At 73.2% G+C, this 15,721-nt stretch carries 16 protein-coding genes; 10 read left to right on the top strand and 6 right to left on the bottom strand.

Annotated features, from left to right (window positions below):
- The first annotated feature begins 37 nt into the window (after positions 1 to 37).
- Positions 38 to 979, top strand: a complete 942-nt coding sequence (locus OSB71_RS10770) for a ScbA/BarX family gamma-butyrolactone biosynthesis protein (protein ID WP_265946912.1) — start codon at positions 38 to 40, stop codon at positions 977 to 979.
- 116 nt (positions 980 to 1,095) lie between these two features.
- Here OSB71_RS10770 and OSB71_RS10775 read toward each other — a convergent pair whose 3' ends face one another.
- Positions 1,096 to 2,094, bottom strand: coding sequence for an inorganic phosphate transporter (locus OSB71_RS10775; RefSeq protein ID WP_265946914.1), 999 nt, complete (start codon positions 2,092 to 2,094; stop codon positions 1,096 to 1,098).
- 5 nt (positions 2,095 to 2,099) lie between these two features.
- Entirely contained in the window at positions 2,100 to 2,720 is a 621-nt protein-coding gene (locus OSB71_RS10780; RefSeq protein ID WP_265946916.1) for a DUF47 domain-containing protein, read from the bottom strand.
- Between the two features lie 214 nt (positions 2,721 to 2,934).
- Between OSB71_RS10780 and OSB71_RS10785 the strand changes: the two genes are divergently transcribed.
- On the top strand, positions 2,935 to 3,282 hold the full coding sequence (locus tag OSB71_RS10785; protein WP_265946917.1) for a metal-sensitive transcriptional regulator: 348 nt from the start codon (positions 2,935 to 2,937) through the stop codon (positions 3,280 to 3,282).
- A gap of 109 nt (positions 3,283 to 3,391) precedes the next feature.
- Here OSB71_RS10785 and OSB71_RS10790 read toward each other — a convergent pair whose 3' ends face one another.
- The gene (locus OSB71_RS10790) at positions 3,392 to 3,550 is read right to left on the bottom strand and encodes a hypothetical protein (RefSeq protein WP_265946919.1); all 159 of its coding nucleotides are present in this window, start codon (positions 3,548 to 3,550) and stop codon (positions 3,392 to 3,394) included.
- Between the two features lie 179 nt (positions 3,551 to 3,729).
- On the bottom strand, positions 3,730 to 4,650 hold the full coding sequence (locus tag OSB71_RS10795; protein ID WP_265946921.1) for a hypothetical protein: 921 nt from the start codon (positions 4,648 to 4,650) through the stop codon (positions 3,730 to 3,732).
- Between the two features lie 88 nt (positions 4,651 to 4,738).
- Here OSB71_RS10795 and OSB71_RS10800 point away from each other — a divergent pair, with 88 nt between their 5' ends.
- A complete protein-coding gene (locus OSB71_RS10800; protein WP_265946923.1) occupies positions 4,739 to 4,921 on the top strand; it encodes a hypothetical protein in 183 nt (60 codons plus the stop codon).
- A gap of 21 nt (positions 4,922 to 4,942) precedes the next feature.
- Here OSB71_RS10800 and OSB71_RS10805 read toward each other — a convergent pair whose 3' ends face one another.
- The gene (locus OSB71_RS10805; RefSeq protein WP_265946925.1) at positions 4,943 to 5,632 is read right to left on the bottom strand and encodes a phosphatase PAP2 family protein; all 690 of its coding nucleotides are present in this window, start codon (positions 5,630 to 5,632) and stop codon (positions 4,943 to 4,945) included.
- A 334-nt stretch (positions 5,633 to 5,966) separates the two neighbouring features.
- The gene (locus tag OSB71_RS10810; RefSeq protein ID WP_416237241.1) at positions 5,967 to 6,920 is read right to left on the bottom strand and encodes a C40 family peptidase; all 954 of its coding nucleotides are present in this window, start codon (positions 6,918 to 6,920) and stop codon (positions 5,967 to 5,969) included.
- 103 nt (positions 6,921 to 7,023) lie between these two features.
- Here OSB71_RS10810 and OSB71_RS10815 point away from each other — a divergent pair, with 103 nt between their 5' ends.
- The 7 genes from OSB71_RS10815 (at position 7,024) to OSB71_RS10845 (ending at position 15,034) form a co-directional block, all read left to right on the top strand.
- Positions 7,024 to 7,332, top strand: a complete 309-nt coding sequence (locus OSB71_RS10815; RefSeq protein ID WP_265946929.1) for a DUF8827 family protein — start codon at positions 7,024 to 7,026, stop codon at positions 7,330 to 7,332.
- Between the two features lie 45 nt (positions 7,333 to 7,377).
- Entirely contained in the window at positions 7,378 to 8,028 is a 651-nt protein-coding gene (locus tag OSB71_RS10820) for an O-methyltransferase (protein WP_265946931.1), read from the top strand.
- A 343-nt stretch (positions 8,029 to 8,371) separates the two neighbouring features.
- Positions 8,372 to 9,196 (top strand): DUF8175 domain-containg protein, encoded by an 825-nt coding sequence (locus OSB71_RS10825; RefSeq protein ID WP_265946933.1) that lies wholly within the window; start codon positions 8,372 to 8,374, stop codon positions 9,194 to 9,196.
- Positions 9,186 to 10,505 carry a hypothetical protein gene (locus OSB71_RS10830; RefSeq protein ID WP_265946934.1) on the top strand — a complete coding sequence of 440 codons (1,320 nt, stop codon included), beginning with the start codon at positions 9,186 to 9,188 and terminating at the stop codon, positions 10,503 to 10,505. Before OSB71_RS10825 ends, OSB71_RS10830 begins: the two co-directional genes overlap by 11 nt.
- Complete coding sequence (locus tag OSB71_RS10835) at positions 10,502 to 12,046, top strand: SCO6880 family protein (RefSeq protein ID WP_265946936.1); 1,545 nt, start codon at positions 10,502 to 10,504, stop codon at positions 12,044 to 12,046. The genes OSB71_RS10830 and OSB71_RS10835 overlap by 4 nt, the downstream gene beginning before the upstream one ends.
- Positions 12,043 to 13,464 carry an ATP-binding protein gene (locus OSB71_RS10840; RefSeq protein ID WP_265946938.1) on the top strand — a complete coding sequence of 474 codons (1,422 nt, stop codon included), beginning with the start codon at positions 12,043 to 12,045 and terminating at the stop codon, positions 13,462 to 13,464. The genes OSB71_RS10835 and OSB71_RS10840 overlap by 4 nt, the downstream gene beginning before the upstream one ends.
- Position 13,465: 1 nt before the next feature.
- The gene (locus OSB71_RS10845) at positions 13,466 to 15,034 is read left to right on the top strand and encodes a type VI secretion protein (RefSeq protein WP_265946940.1); all 1,569 of its coding nucleotides are present in this window, start codon (positions 13,466 to 13,468) and stop codon (positions 15,032 to 15,034) included.
- Positions 15,035 to 15,721: the final 687 nt, after the last annotated feature.

A 15,721-nucleotide genomic window follows, 5' to 3' on the forward strand; every position in this document is an offset into this window, starting at 1 on the left:
CACGGCAGGTTGACACGTTCCAACGGGGAGAGAACGCATGGACACCGGCACCGCTCGCACGCCCACGCCCGCCGTCACTCCGCCACCGGACCCGGCGCTGGGGGGTTACGTGCGCAAGTCGGAGCCGGCCGAGGTCTTCGTCCGCGCCTGGCACACCGTGTCCGCGCACACCCACGTCGTCACGTTGAGCTGGCCCCGCGCCCACGCCTTCTACACCCTGGACTCCGGGCTCACCAGCCCGCTGCTGTTCACCGAGTCGGTGCGGCAGGCGCTGGCCGTCCTGTCGCACACCGTGCACGAGATCCCGCTCGGCCACCGCCTGGGCTGGGAGTACGTCCACTCCACCGTCACCACCGCCGCCCTGCGCGACGGGGCCCGGGCCCCGGCCGTGGAACTCCGGGTGACCCACACCGGCGTCACCCGCCGCCGCGGCGGCTCCGTCCACCTGACGGCGCACGTCACCGGCACCCGCGACGGCGACCCCCTGGGCACCGCCGAGATCCGCTACACCACCCACCCGCCGGCCATCTACGACCGGCTGCGCCGCGAGTACGCCGACGCCCGGCGCGCCTTCGCCAACGCGCTGCCGCTGCCGGCCCCCGTCGCCCCCAGCCTGGTGGGGCGCGCGGACCCGCGGGACGTCGTCATCGCGCCGACGGCCACCCGGCACCGCTACCAGCTCCGCACCGACACCGCCCACTCGGTGCTCTTCGACCACCCGCACGACCACGTGCCCGGCATGGTGCTCCTGGAGGCCGTCTCACAGGCCGCGCAGGCGGAGGCCCGGCCCCGCCGCGTGCTGCCGGTCGACTTCGACAGCACCTTCTCGCGCTACGTCGAGTTCGACGCGCCCTGCTGGCTCGACGTCCGGCCCGAGCCGCGCGACCCCTCCGGCCGCGAGCGGGTGCGCGTGCGCGGCACGCAGAACGACCAGGAGGTGTTCTCCTCCCTCACCGTCCTCGACCCGCGCACACGCTGACCCGGCCCCGGCGGAGACGGGACACGGCGGGCACGCGCGGGCCGGACGCCGCGGGTACCGCACACGCCAGCCGGACGGCGTCCGCGCGCCGCCAGCCGGACGGCGTCCGCGCGCCGCTAGCCGAACACCAGGTGGGTCGCGAAGTAGGCGAGCGCGGCGACCGCGGCCGCGGCCGGCATGGTGATGAACCACCCCGCGACGATGTTCTTCGCGACGCCCCACCGCACCGCCTTCACCCGCCGCGTCGCGCCGACGCCCATGATGGCCGAGGTGATGATGTGCGTGGTGGAGATCGGCGCGTGGAAGATGTAGGCCGTCGCGTACATCACGGACGCCGCCGTCGTCTCCGCCGCGAAGCCCTGCGGCGGGTCGAGTTCGATGATGCGCCGGCCGAGGGTGCGCATGATCCGCCAGCCGCCCGCGTACGTGCCGAGCGAGAGCATCACGGCGCAGGCCACCTTCACCCACACCGGAATGGGGTCGCCGTAGTCCTCCACGTCCGCGATGACCAGGGCCATCACCACGATGCCCATCGTCTTCTGCGCGTCCTGGAGGCCGTGCCCGAGTGCCATGCCCGCCGCCGAGACGGTCTGCGCGACCCGGAAGCCGCGCTGCGCGCGGTGCGGGTTGGTGCGGCGGAACACCCACAGGATCGCCGTCATCACCAGGTACCCCAGCCCCAGCCCCACCAGCGGGGAGACGAACATGGGGATGACGATCTTCTCCAGCACGCCGTCCCAGTAGACGGTGCTGGCCCCGGCCAGTGCCGCGCCGACCATGCCGCCGAACAGGGCGTGCGAGGAGGACGAGGGCAGGCCGAAATACCAGGTGATCATGTTCCACGCGATCGCCCCGACGAGCGCGGCGAACAGGATGATCATCCCGTGGTCGCCCCTCGGCGTCTCGATCAGGCCCTCGCTGACGGTCTCCGCGATGCCGCTGCCCATGAAGGCGCCCGCGAGGTTCATCACGGCGGCCATCAGGAGCGCCACCTTCGGCGTCAACGCCCGGGTGGAGATGGACGTCGCGATGGCGTTGGCGGAATCGTGGAACCCGTTGGTGTAGGTGAAGAAGAGGGCGACCCCGACCACGACGACGAGAGCGAGCGTGTCCACGGCGGTCAGGACTCCTTGACCGCGATGGTCTCCACCGTGTTGGCGACGTGCTCGAACGCGTCCGCGGCCTCTTCCAGCACATCCACCACCTGTTTGAGTTTCAGCACCTCGATGGCGTCGTACTTGCCGTTGAACAGGTGGGCGAGCAGCTTGCGGTGGACCTGGTCGGCCTGGTTCTCCAGCCGGTTGACCTCGATCCAGTACTCGGTGAGGTTCTCCATCGTCCGCAGATGCGGCATCGCCTCGGCGGTCAGCTCGGCCGCCCGCGCCAGGACCTCGATCTGCTGGTCCACGCCCTTGGGCAGTTCGTCGATCTGGTAGAGGACCACGAGGTCGACGGCCTCCTCCATGAAGTCCATGATGTCGTCGAGCGAGGACGCGAGGCGGTAGATGTCCTCGCGGTCGAACGGCGTGATGAAGGAGGAGTTGAGCTGGTGGAAGATCGCGTGCGTGGCGTCGTCGCCCGCGTGCTCGGCGGCGCGCATGCGCTCGGCGATCTCGGTCCGAGCGGAGGTCTCCGCCCCGAGCAGTTCCATGAGGAGCTTCGAACCGGTCACGATGTTGTCCGCGGACGCTGCGAACATGTCGTAGAAGCTCGTCTCCCTGGGGGTCAGACGAAAGCGCACTTCAGGTCCTCGGGGGTGCTCGGGCGACAGTTTGCTTGATGCTAGGCGCATCATCCGGCCACAGCGAACCGGCGGTCACCAGTGTCGCCCATCGTGCGCGGCCACGGGCACCGGGGCCGAAACCGGCAGTTCCGTGGCGTCGCGGCGCCGCCGGGGCAATCGGTACAATATACCCACACGGGGTATGACCCCGCGGCGACGAGGGAGAGTGACGATGACGACCGTGGAGCCCACGCCGACGGCCCCCGCCGAGCCCGGCGAGGCGGCCGCACCGCCCGGCCCGCACGGGTACGCCAAGGAGAAGGACGCGCACCTGAAGCGGCTGCGCCGCATCGAGGGCCAGATCCGGGGCCTGCAGCGCATGGTGGACGAGGACGTGTACTGCATCGACGTTCTCACCCAGGTCTCCGCCTCCACCAAGGCCCTGCAGTCCTTCGCCCTGCAACTGCTCCAGGAGCACCTGCGCCACTGCGTGGCCGCCGCCGCGCTGGACGGCGGCGAGGAGATGGAGGCCAAGGTGGCGGAAGCCACGGCCGCGATCGCCCGCCTCCTGCGCACCTGAGCCGGACCAACCAGACAATCCCGCGCACACCGCCGCGTCCGGCCGGGTCTCGCCGCGCGTCGGCGACTGGCCGAAAACATGCGGCCCACCGGCGCCCGTGTGGCAGGACTCACCCGTCCCGCACCGGGGTCCGGGTGCCGAGCACCTCGTCTATGCGGTCCGCGCTGAGCCGCTCCTCCGGCGCCGCGGACGCCGCGATCATCAGTTCCCCGTAGAGCTCGATCTCCGCGAGCGCCTCCCGCTCCTGGGCCGCCGCTTCCCTCGGCATCCTGGCCACCTCCTCGCCGCTGGGCCACGAACGGTGGGCGCTCCCGCGCAGGAGCCACCCGGCCGCTCACCCGCATCGCCCCAGAGTAGGACGATCCGCCCGGCCGCACAGGGCACTTGCCGACTCACGCACCCCGCACCGCGGCCGCACCGCCTGCCCGGGCCGCCGCGGCCGGGGCGCTACGGCCGCTGGCCCGGGACCGCGATGGCGCCGGTGTAGACGTCCCCGGGCGGCGGCAGCCGTACGGCGACCCGGCGCCCGAACCCGTGCAGCTCGGTCGTGGAGACCACCTCCACCGGCCCACCGCCGCCCTCCCCCGGAGCACCGCCGACCGCACCCGCACCGCCGGCACCGCCCGCACCGCCGGCACCGCCCGCACTGCCGCCACGTGCGCCGCCGTCGGCACCACCGGCACCGGAGAAGGCGAAGGTGTAGCGCAGCAGGCGGGGGCGGCCCGCGGCGTCCAGCCACACCTCGAAGGGCACGGCGTCCGAGGGGAAGCCCCGCGCCGCGGCGGCGAGCTGTTCGCGGGTGCGCCCGGTGGCCGAGCGGGCGGCGGCCGCCACGTCCGTGGTGCCCGTGTAGCGCCGGACCGGCTCGCCCTCGGCCGCCCCCGCGCCCGCGTACCGCACCGCCGTGGCGCCGCGCAGCAGCTCGGCCGCCGTCAACGGGTCCGTGGCGCCGTTGGCGACCAGGTTCCCGTCCGCCAGGCGGCGCGGGTCGACCTCCACCCACTTGTCCGCCGGCACACCCGCCCCCCGGTGCTTCATGTAGAGCGAGCCCGGCGCGATGACCTGCGTCACCGGGCGCTGCCGCCCGTCCGGCAGGCTGACCTCCAGCCGGCCCAGCCGCCGCCCGTAGTCGAAGACGCCGACGCCGCGGACCGTCAGCCGGGTGCCGCCGCTGACCAGCTCCATCCCGGTGCGCACGTCGGACGTCCCCGCCCGGACCAGCGCCTGCGCGGCACGCCGCACCACCGCGGCCGGATCGCTCCCGGGCGGCTCCTCCACCGCGACCGTGCGCCGGGTGCACGCGGTACCACCCACGGCCGTCAGCACGAGCGCCGCGAGCCCGGCGCCCGCGGCCTTCCGCCTGTCCATCGCAACAGACCCCCAACAGACCGTTCGTGGAACCCGCTCCGCTTAACGAGGGTCCCCAAAGCCCGTTACGCCCCGGTAGCGTGGTGCCGTGCCCGAAACGCTCACCGCGCCGGCCCTTCCCGGCGAGCACCGCACGACCCTGCGCGAAAGCGGCGCCTTCGTCAGCGCCCACTGCCACTGCGGCTGGCGGGGACCCGCCCGCCGGGCCCGCTCCCGCGCCCAGGACGACGCCACCGCCCACCACGGCGACCGCGCGGCCGCACCGGCGTGAGGCCGCCGGACCGCCCGGGGATCAGGCCGCGAGATCGCGGCGGTGGGGCGCCGGCTCCTCCTCGCGGGGCTCCGGCTCCGCCGGGACGCGCGGTGCGCACACCAGCCGGCCCGCGCGCGGCGACGCGGCCACCGCCCGGGTCAGCGGCGTGAGCAGCGCGAGCGCGACCGGGGCCAGGAGCAGCACCACGGCCGTGCCGAGCGCCAGACCGCCCACGACGTCCGTCGGGTAGTGCACAGCCGTGTAGACGCGGCCGAAGCCCTGGAAGAGCGCGAGCAGCACGGCCAGCGCGCCCAGCCGCCGGTTGACCAGGAAGATGCCGACGGCCAGGGCCATGACCAGCGCCGAGTGGTCGCTGACGAACGAGAAGCCGTCCTTGCCGGGCACCAGCACCTGGAGGCCGTCGTGGTCGACAAAGGGTCTGGGCCGGGCGACGAGCTCGCGGATCGGGTAGTTGACCAGGTACGCGGCGGACGCCCCGAGCGGTGCCCACAGCAGCCCCGCGACGGCGTGCACGGGGTCCGCGCCGCGGCGGGCCGTCCACCAGGCCCACAGGCCCAGCACCATCAGGCCGAAGATCACGCCGTACTCGCTGAGGAACGCCAGCGTGGAGTTCGCCCAGTCCGGGACGGACGCCGCCCAGCCGTTGACTCGGTAGAGCAGGTCGACGTCGGGACTGTCCCAGTCACCCATGGCGTCCTGGCCTCGCATTCCACTCACTCGCTACGTACGCGTCTTCGTCGCTGCCCCCGTGGTGTCGGACGAACCGATCCTTGCCAGGAAACGCCGGGACAGGCCACGCCGTTCCGCTCTCCACTGAAAGATCACCGCGACGTTACCGAAGGGTGACCGGTCAGCGCAGCTCAACGCCCCTGTCTCACTCAGGGTACGCGCCCGGCGACAGGTCGGGCCACCCGCCTCCGGCCCCGGGGCGGGCCCGCGTCCGGTCCCCGCGCCGGGCCGTGCGGCTTCCGGGCCCGGGCCGTGCGGTCCCCGGGGCCGGTAACGCGTCCGGCGCCGTGCGGCGGCCGCCCGGCGCGCGGGCTCACGCCGTGGGGCGGGTCGCGCCGAAGTAGTCCGGAAGGGAGTCGATCGGGCTGAAGCGGATCACCGCGCCGGTGTACGGCGCGTCGATCATGTAGCCGCCGCCGACGTAGATGCCCACGTGGTGGATGCTGCGCGAGTCGCCGCGGTCGTGCGCGAAGAAGACGAGGTCGCCCGGGAGCAGCTCGTCCCGCGCGGGATGCGGACCGCTGTTCCACTGGTCGTTCGCCACCCGGGGCAGCTCGATGCCCACGGACGCGTAGGCCGCCTTCGTCAGCCCCGAGCAGTCGAAGCGCCCGCCGTCCTCCGGCGTGCCGTCACCGCCCCACAGGTACGGCGTGCCCAGCTTCTCCTGCGCGAAGTGGATGGCCCCGGCCGCCTGCCGCGAGGGGGAGAGCCGCTCGCGCTGCTGGGCGAAGGACGTCTCCAGGCTCCGGATGCGCTTGACGTAGTTCTGCGTCTCCGCGTACGGCGGCACCCCGTTGTACTTGATCACGGCGTAGGGGCCCGCGTTGTAGGCGGCGAGCATGTTCGCCACCGGGTCGCCGGGCACGTCGTCGACGTATCCGGCCAGCGCGCAGTCGTAGGAGGCGGCCGAGGGGATGGCGTCCTCCGGGTCCCACACGTTGGCCTTCCCGTCCCCGTTGGCGTCCAGGCCGTGCGTGGCCCAGGTGCCGGGGATGAACTGGCCTATCCCCATCGCGTCGGCCGGGGAGCGCGCCTGCGGGTTCCAGCCGCTCTCCTGGTAGAGCTGCGCGGCCAGCAGCGGCGGGCTGAGCTCGGGGCACAGCCCGCCCCAGTCCCGCACCAGCCGCTCGTACTGCGCGGGCACCGAGCCGGGCGCGAGCGCCACCGACGCACCGCCGACTCCGCCGAACCGGGACGCCGACAGAAAGGTGCCCGCCACCAGCAGCGCCATGAACCCCAGCACCAGTCCCATGGCCCCCACGGCCATCCAGCCCGCTTTCCGCACGTCCCAACCATCCCATTCCATGGCAGAATTCGGGAAGGACAGCGCATCATCATGACCGACATCCCACCCCGGGCGGTGAGTTCACATGTTTCTCGCGGCTGACGAAGGCGACATCACCTCCATCATCGGTGGCATCGCGCCCGACTGGGGTCCGTTCGGCTCCCTGGGCACCGAGGCGCGGCTGATGATCGAGGTCATCATGGCCGTGGCCATCCTCATCTGCCTCGGCATCGCCATCTGGGGCGCGGCCAAGCAGCGGATCGGCGCCACGGCGCTGCGCGACACCTTCAGCGCGGAGCAGGGCAAGGGTCTGATCGTCGCGGGGCTCACCGGCGTCTTCATCATCGGCTCGCTGGGAACCCTGTTCACGATCGTCTACGGTATGGCCATCTAGCGAAACCGGCCGTACCGCACCACACCGCCCCTACCGGGAGCTTCCGTGCACATCGTCCACCCCGACCTGGACACCTACCTCCTCGAGCACTGCAGCCCCGCGGCCGACGACGTGCTGCGGGATCTCGCCGAGGAGACGCGCCAGGCGGTGCCCGACCTGACGTCCATGCAGATCACCCAGGACGAGGGCGCGTTCCTCACCCTGCTCACCCAGCTCACCGGCGCGCGCCTGGCGGTGGAGGTCGGCACCTTCACCGGGTACTCCTCGCTGTGCATCGCGCGCGGCCTGGCCGACGGCGGCAAGCTCATCGCCTGCGACCGCAGCGAGGAGTGGACGGCGACCGCCCGCCGCTACTGGGAGCGCGCCGGCGTCGCGGACCGCGTCGAGCTGCGGCTCGGCCCGGCCCTGGAGACCCTGCGCTCCCTGCCGCGCGAGGAGAACGTCGACTTCGCCTTCATCGACGCCGACAAGGGCGGCTACCCCGACTACTACGAGGAGCTGGTCACCCGGTTGCGGCCGGGAGGCGTCATCGCCCTGGACAACGTGCTGCAGGGCGGCAGCGTGGTCGACGAGGCGGAGCAGAGCGAGCCGGTGAAGGCGATCCGCGCCGTCAACGACGCCATCGCGGCCGACGTGCGCGTCACCTCCGTGATGCTGCCGCTGCGCGACGGCGTCACGGTCGTGCGCAAGCGCTGACCGGGCCCACCCGCACGGCCCGGCCTCCGGGGCACCCGCGGGCGCGCGGGCGGCCTCGCCGACTTCGCCGCGCGGGCGGCCTCGCCGCGCGGGCGGACGGCGGTTCCCCGCGCCTCGCGGATTCCCGCCCGCGCGCCCGGGGCAGACTCCCGGCGAGTTATCCACAGGTGTGGACACCACAGCCCTTGCCCCGCACTGCTGGGCGCCCCCGTGTCACTTTGCAGTCATATCGTCACACCCCGCCCGTGGACAGCGAGACCCCGCTACCTTCGAGTGAGGGGACAATAAGCGGAAGACGGTTGATGGTTGACACTGACGGCGACGGGGCGAGGGGCGGCCTTCCATGAGTAGCGGCGACGGCTACGGCGACGAGCGCGCGTACGGCGCACCACGCCGCGCGGGCACCCGCGTCCGCCTGCCCAACGACGAGCTCCCGGCGGACGCCCGCACCCCGACCGTCCGGCCGGGCCGCAGCCTGCTGACGGTCGTCGGCGTCGTCGTGCTCCTCATCGCCGCCATCGCCTTCGCCACCCGTGGCGGCGGGGACGGCGGGGACGACGGCGCGGGCGGCGCCCAGGCGAACCCCACCGCCCCCACCGGCACCACCCCGGTCGACGCGCCCCCCGGCACCCTCCCCTCCGGCTTCCCCCGAACCCCCCAAGGCGCCCAGAGCGCCGCCGCGAACTACGTCGTGGCGCTCATCTCGGCCGAGATCATCAAACCGGAGAAGCGCCGGTCGATCGTGGCGCAGGTGTTCACGCCAGACCAGGTCGACACCATGACGGAGCAGATGGAGCGCTCCTACACACCGGAGTTCTTGGAGCAGATCGGCCTCGACGCACAGGGCGACGCCCCGCAGGGGTACACCTACGTCTCGCGCACCGTGCCCGTCGGCACCAAGGTCGTCGACTACGCCGAGGACACGGCGCGGTTGGAGGTGTGGTGCACGGGTGTGTACGGGATGGCCGGGCCCGAGTCCCGCACCCCGGTCACCACGGACTGGTTCACCATGACCCTGACGCTGCGGTGGTCCGAAGGCGACTGGAAGGTCGCCGAGTTCACCCAGCAGCCGGGCCCCGCCCCGGTCAACGGTGACCTGCGCGCATCGAGCGCGGACGAGATCGCGGAAGCGGTGGAAGGATACGGAGGCTTCACTTATGCCCGGTAAGCGCTCCTCTCAGCTCCCGGCACCGCGCGCGGCCGGGCTGGCCATGCTCCTGCCCGCCGCCACGCTGCTGCTGGCGGTCCCGGCCGCCGCCGAGCCGACCCCGGCCCCGACCGGAGCCGAGCCCTCCCCCACCGCCGAAGAGAACAAACCGGAATGCGAGTTGGTCTCCGGCACCGCACGTGAACTCTGCGAAGGCGGCGAAGGGGCCGGCGGGAGTGGCGGGGGGTCGCGGGCGGAGACGCTGGACACGCTGGACCCGCTCGCCTCGCTGGCAAGCGGCTGCGCCGACGCCGCCGCGTGGATCGTCGGCAAGCTCTCCGAAGCCGTCGAGGCCACCGCCGACGTCGACTTCACCAACACCACCTTCCTGCGCCAGTACGCCGTCGTCTTCGCCGCCTCCACGATCCTCACGCTCGTGCTGTGGCTGCTGGCCGTCACCAAGCGCGCCGTCCGCGGGGTGCCGCTGGTGACCGCCATCGGGGAGGCCGTCGGCTTCCTGTGGCTCGTCGTGCTGGCGTCCGCCTTCACCCCCCTGATCCTCTACACGCTCGTCTCCGCCACCGACGCCGTCACCGACGTCATCGCCTCCGCCACCGGCTCGCAGACCGACACCTTCTTCGGCACCTTCGCCGAGGCCCTGCGCTCCGGGGAGGACATCGGCGGCGGACCGATCATGCTCATCGTCGTCTCGCTGGTGTCGGTGCTCGCCGCGGGCGTGCTCTGGCTGGAACTGGTGATCCGCGCCGCCCTGCTCTACGTCGGCGCGCTCCTGGGCGTCGTCGTCTACTCGGGCCTGGTCGACCGGAACCTGTGGGGTCACGTGCGCCGCTGGGCCGGGATCATGATCGCCGTCATTCTGGTCAAGCCGGTGATCGTCATCGTGCTGGGCCTGGCCGGAGCACTCTCCGCCGAGGAGGGCCCGGGCGCGCTGGGCGCGATCGTCGCCGGGCTCGCCATCATCCTGCTGGCCATCTTCGCCTCCGCGATGATCTACCGCTTCGTGCCCGGTTTCGGCGACGACATCGTCCAGCACCGAAACGCCTCCGCCGACCCCGCCTCCCGCAAGGCCGTCGCCGCCGTCTCCACGCCCGCCGCGATGCTGCGCCAGGGCATCAGCACGCACAGCACCCGCGGCAGCGCACCGACCGGCGCCCAGAACGGCGCCCAGGCAGCCGGGGGCGGCCAGGCCAAGCAGCCCAACCCGGTCGCCGGCGGCGTCGCCGCCCACAGCACCCGCACGGCCACGCCCCCACCGCCCCGCACGCACACCCGCGGGCCAGAGAACCGCACCGGAGGTGACCGCAGGTGACGACACCCCACGCCGTCGCGCCGCGCCGCACGTACACCATCGGCCGGGCCCGTCCCAACGCCGTCATCGGCAAGAACCGGGAGACGGGCGAGATCGCGCTGATCGTCGTCGGCGCGTTCCTGGGCATGATGAGCGGCCTGCTGGTCCCCCTGCTCTCCCTGCGCATCACCCTGCTCGCGGGCTTCCCGATGCTCGCGCTGGCCGCCGTCTACGTCCCCTACCGGGGTCGCACCTACTTCCGCTGGATCGAGATCGACCGCTCCTACCGGCGGCTGCTGCGCCACGGCGCGACCTACCGCTCGGCCGCCCCGGAGGCGGGGGTCGCCCTGGACGGGCGTGAGGTCGCCATCGGGCCGCCGCCGGGCGTCGGCCGCATCTCCTGGCTGACGGCGCCCTTCGGTCCCGACGAGATCGCCGTGCTCCTGCACGCCGACCGCCGTACCGTCACCGCCGCCATCGAGATCGAGGGCCCCGGCGTCGGCCTGCGCGACAGCGAGGACCAGGAGGCGCTGGTCGACCGCTTCGGCACCCTCCTCAAGCACGTGGCCAACGGCGACGGCTACGTCACGCGGCTGCAGATGCTCGCCCGCACCCTCCCCGCCGACCCCGACGCGCACGCCAAGGACGTCGCCCAGCGCGGCGACGCCCACGCCCCACCCTGGCTGGCGGAGTCCTACGACCAGTTGCAGTCCATGGTCTCCACCTCCAGCGAGCAGCACCGCGCCTACCTCGTCGCCTGCATGCAGCACGGCCGCGAACTGGCCGCGGAGGCCACCACGATCGCCCGCGCCAACCGCCGCACCGGCCGCCGGCTCTCCCGCGACGAGGGCCTGGCCATCGTCATGACGCGCGAGCTCACCGACATCTGCGCCCGGCTGGCCGAGGCCGACATCCGCGTGCGCCAACCGCTCGGCCAGGCCCGGCTCGCCTCGCTCATCCACGCCATGTACGACCCCGACCACCCCATCGACCACATCCAGGCCATGACCGAGCGCAACGCCTGGCCCGCCGAGCTGGACGCCACCGAGCCGGGCTACCTCCAGGCCAAGACCCGCGAGTCGGCCACCCGCGAACCGTGGTGCCACGCCACGGCCTGGGTCAAGGAGTGGCCGATGACGCCCGTCAGCGTCAACTTCCTCGCACCGCTGCTCGTCCACACCCCCGACGTCATCCGCACCGTCGCCGTCTGCATGGACCTGGAGCCCACAGAGCTGGCCATCGAGCGGATGCTGACGGAGAAGACCAACGACTCGGCCGAGGCCAGCCGCCAGGCCAAGATGAACCGCACCGTCGACCCGCGCGACATCGCCGCCTCCGGCCGTGTCGACCAACGCGGCGAGGACCTGGCCAGCGGCGCCGCCGGCGTCAACCTGGTCGGCTACCTCACCGTCTCCGCGCGCTCCCCCGAAGCCCTCGCCCGGGACAAGCGCACCATCCGCGCGGCGGCGGGCAAGAGCTACCTCAAGCTGGAGTGGTGCGACCGCGAGCACCACCGCGCCTTCGTCAACACGCTGCCGTTCGCGACGGGCATCCGCCGATGAGCCTGCTCACCGCCGTCACCGACGCGTTCACCAGTTTCCTGTTCGGCAGGACCGAGACCACCCGGCTGCCCGTGCGCACCTCCACCGGACAGGCCCAGGCCGTCTACCTCCCGACGGCCGCCCCCGGCCTGGGCGACTCGGGCGTGATCATCGGGCGCGAGGTCTACAGCGGCAAGGGCTACATCTACGACCCCTTCCAGCTCTACGGCCAGCAGCTCCCCGCCCCGCACTGGCTCGTGCTCGGCGAGTCGGGCAACGGCAAGTCCGCGCTGGAGAAGACCTACGTGCTGCGCCAGTTGCGCTTCCGCGACCGCCAGGTGGTCGTGCTCGACGCGCAGGGCGAGGACGGCGTCGGCGAGTGGAACCTCATCGCCGAGCAGCTCGGCATCACCCCCGTCCGCCTCGACCCCACGGCCGCGCTCGACCAGGGCATCCGCCTCAACCCGCTCGATCCGGCCATCACCACCACCGGGCAGCTCGCCCTCCTGCGCACCATCATCGAGGTCGCCATGGGCCACGGCCTCGACGAGCGCGCCGGCTTCGCGCTCAAGGTGGCCCACTCCTACGTCAACGCCACCGTGACCGGGCGGCAACCGGTGCTCACCGACATCGTCGAACAGCTCCGCCACCCCAAACCGGAGGCGGCGCGGGCGATGAACGTCGCGCTGGACGACGTGCGCTCCTGGGGCCTGGACGTGGCCCTCGTCCTGGACCGGCTGGTCGACGGCGACCTGCGCGGCATGTTCGACGGCCCCACCACCGTCGGCATCGATTTGGACGCCCCGCTGACCGTCTTCGACCTCTCCCACATCGACCGCAACTCCATCGCCATGCCCATCCTCATGGCCATCGTCGGCGTGTGGCTGGAGCACACGTGGATCAGGCCGGACCGCAAGAAGCGCATCTTCCTGGTGGAAGAGGCCTGGCACATCATCAACAGCCCGTTCGTCGCCCAGCTCTTCCAACGGCTGCTGAAGTTCGGCCGCCGCCTGGGCCTGTCCTTCGTCGCCGTCGTCCACCACCTCTCGGACGTGGTGGACGGCGCGGCCGCCAGGGAGGCCGCGGCGATCCTCAAGATGGCCTCCACCCGGACCATCTACGCCCAGAAGGCGGACGAGGCCCGGGCCACGGGCCAGATGCTCGGCCTGCCCCGCTGGGCCGTGGAGATCATCCCCACCCTGACCCCGGGCATCGCCGTGTGGGACGTCAACGGCAACGTGCAGGTGGTCAAGCACCTGGTGACGGAGTCCGAGCGGCCTCTGGTCTTCACCGACCGTGCCATGACGGAGGCCGCCGCGCACAACACCGAGGTGGGCGAGGCCGCACTGGACGACCTGGACATCGCCCTGGAGACGGAGACCGAACGCCGCGCCCTCACCTTCGACAAGCTCAGCCACGCCGACGGAACGGTGGCCTGAGATGGCCGGCGGCACCGCGCACGGCCCGGCCGCCGGCCCCGCCCGCGGGCCCGGTGGGGGCGGCGTCCCGGACGGCCTGCTCATCGGCCTGCTCGCCGTGCTCCTGATCGGCACGGTGCTCACCTGGACGGCCGCCGGACTCGCCGGGCTCCTGTCCCACGGCGCCTGGCCGGCGGGGCTGTCCTTCGCCCGCACCCCGCTGGCCCTCCGCGAGCTGGTCGCCGCTCCGGCCGACCTCGCCGCCGCCTGGCCCGACGCCGACCCGGCCACGCTCTCCGGCCCCGGCCTGTTCTGGGGCCTGCTCGTCGGCGAGGCGATGGTGGCGGGCGTCGTGGCCCTGGCCGCCCTGACCGCCCTGGCGCGGCGCCGCACCCGCCGCCGCGCCCGCACCGCCGCCCGCCAACTCGCGGAGGGCGCACCGGCCACGGACGCACCGGGACCGCAGGCGACGACGGACGGCACGGCGACACGCCCCCCGTCCGCCGGCCCGCGCTCGTCCGCGCGCCCGACCGTCGCCGGAACGCCCCCGGCGATCACCGCGCACTCCTCGTCCGCTCCACCCACTCCACCCGAACTGACGAATCCTCTTCCCCGCCCCGTCGCGTCGGTCATCGCCGAGCCGCCCCTCCCGGGCGCTGCCGGCGGCCTGTACCTGCGGCGCGACGCCGACCCGGCCACCGTGCTCGCCACGGCCGAGGGCGCCGCCGTCGTGGTCACCGCCGATCCCGGCCTGTGGGCCACGACCGTCGGAGCCCGCGCCAAGCTGGGCCCCACCCACGTCTACGACCCCACCCACCGCACCGACGCTCCCGAACGACTGCGCTGGGCCCCGGAGCACGGCTGCACCCACCCCGGCACGGCACGCGCCCGGGCCACCGCCCTGCTCGCACCGGTGCGCGGCCCGGCCGCCGCCGACGGCGCCGTACACGACCTCGCGGTGACGATGCTGCGCTGCTGCCTCCAGGCCGCCGCCGTCTCCGGCAAGCCCTTCCGCCAGGTACGCCGCTGGGCGACGGGCACGGGCACGGCCGACGCCGTCCGCGTGCTGCGCCGCACCCCGGAAGCGCCGGGGGCCGCGGGGGAACTGGAGGCCGCCCTCACCGCGCACCCCGAACGCCGGGACGCGGCCACGGCGTTGCTCCGGCACGCGTTCGCGGAGTTCGGGCAGCCGCACCTCCGCGACGCCTGCTCCGCCGCACGCAACGATTCGGTCGCGCTGGAATCCTTCGCCGCCGAACTGGGCACGCTGTATGTCGTGGGCGAACCGATCGAGGCCCCGCGCCGCCAGGCCGGCGCGATGCCCTTCCTCACGGCGCTCACCGAATGCGTGGTCGAGCACGGCCGGGGCATGGCCGAACGGTCATCCTCCGGTCGGCTCGACCCACCAATCACCCTGGTGCTGGACGACCCGGCGGCGGTGGCCCCGCTCCCCGCCCTCCCCGCGCTGCTCACGGCCGGCCCCGACGCGGGGCTCCACACCCACGCCTACCTCCGCTCCGCCGCCCAGACCCACGTCTGGTGGCCCGAGCTCGCGGACATCCACCTGGGGGCCCCGCGGCCACCGCGCTGACGGCCACGATCACCCCGTACGGCAGGCCTCGCCGACCTGCGTCCCCATGCCGACGCGGCCCCAGGCGTACACCCGTCCCACGAGGCCTACGGACTCGGCCGGTCGACCGGCCGGCTGGAGCTCCAGCGCGCCATAGCCGACGGGAAGTGCGCACGGCTCCCGGAAGCGGACGCCCACCGCGCCGCCCTTCCCGCCTCGCCGCTCATGACGCCGCCGGGTCGTCGCACGTCTTCGGTGGTGCAGAGCCGTGTTCCATGGTGCGGAGTCCTGGTTCAAGACCACGTCCTCGGCCGCCCCGGCAGCCCGCCGTTCCGAACACTTCCCGAAGACGCCGAAAGCCCACGACGCACGCCTCACTCGACTTCTCGGCGCGTACGCCCAGCGGTGCCCACTCTCCAGCGAGAACATCGCGGTCCACCCGCTCGGCCAATGCGGCGTTCCCGACAATGCGGCGTTCCCGACTCGGTGTACGAGGTACTCGATGCCACCCTGCGCCGGGTGCTTTCCACACGATCGAGGAAACCACCCGTCATGCCGGTCACCTCGGGGTCCTCCGCACAATGCTCGACGGCGAAACGGGCTCCTGCCGACGCGCACGGTCCGCCCCTTTCCGCAACGGCCCGTGGCCTGGACACGGCGGGCCGTCCTTGCCGACGCCTCCCGGCGACAGGCGGGCGCCGGCAAGGG

The sequence above is a fragment of the Streptomyces marinisediminis genome, from assembly GCF_026262575.1.
In the GTDB taxonomy this organism is placed as follows: domain Bacteria; phylum Actinomycetota; class Actinomycetes; order Streptomycetales; family Streptomycetaceae; genus Streptomyces; species Streptomyces marinisediminis.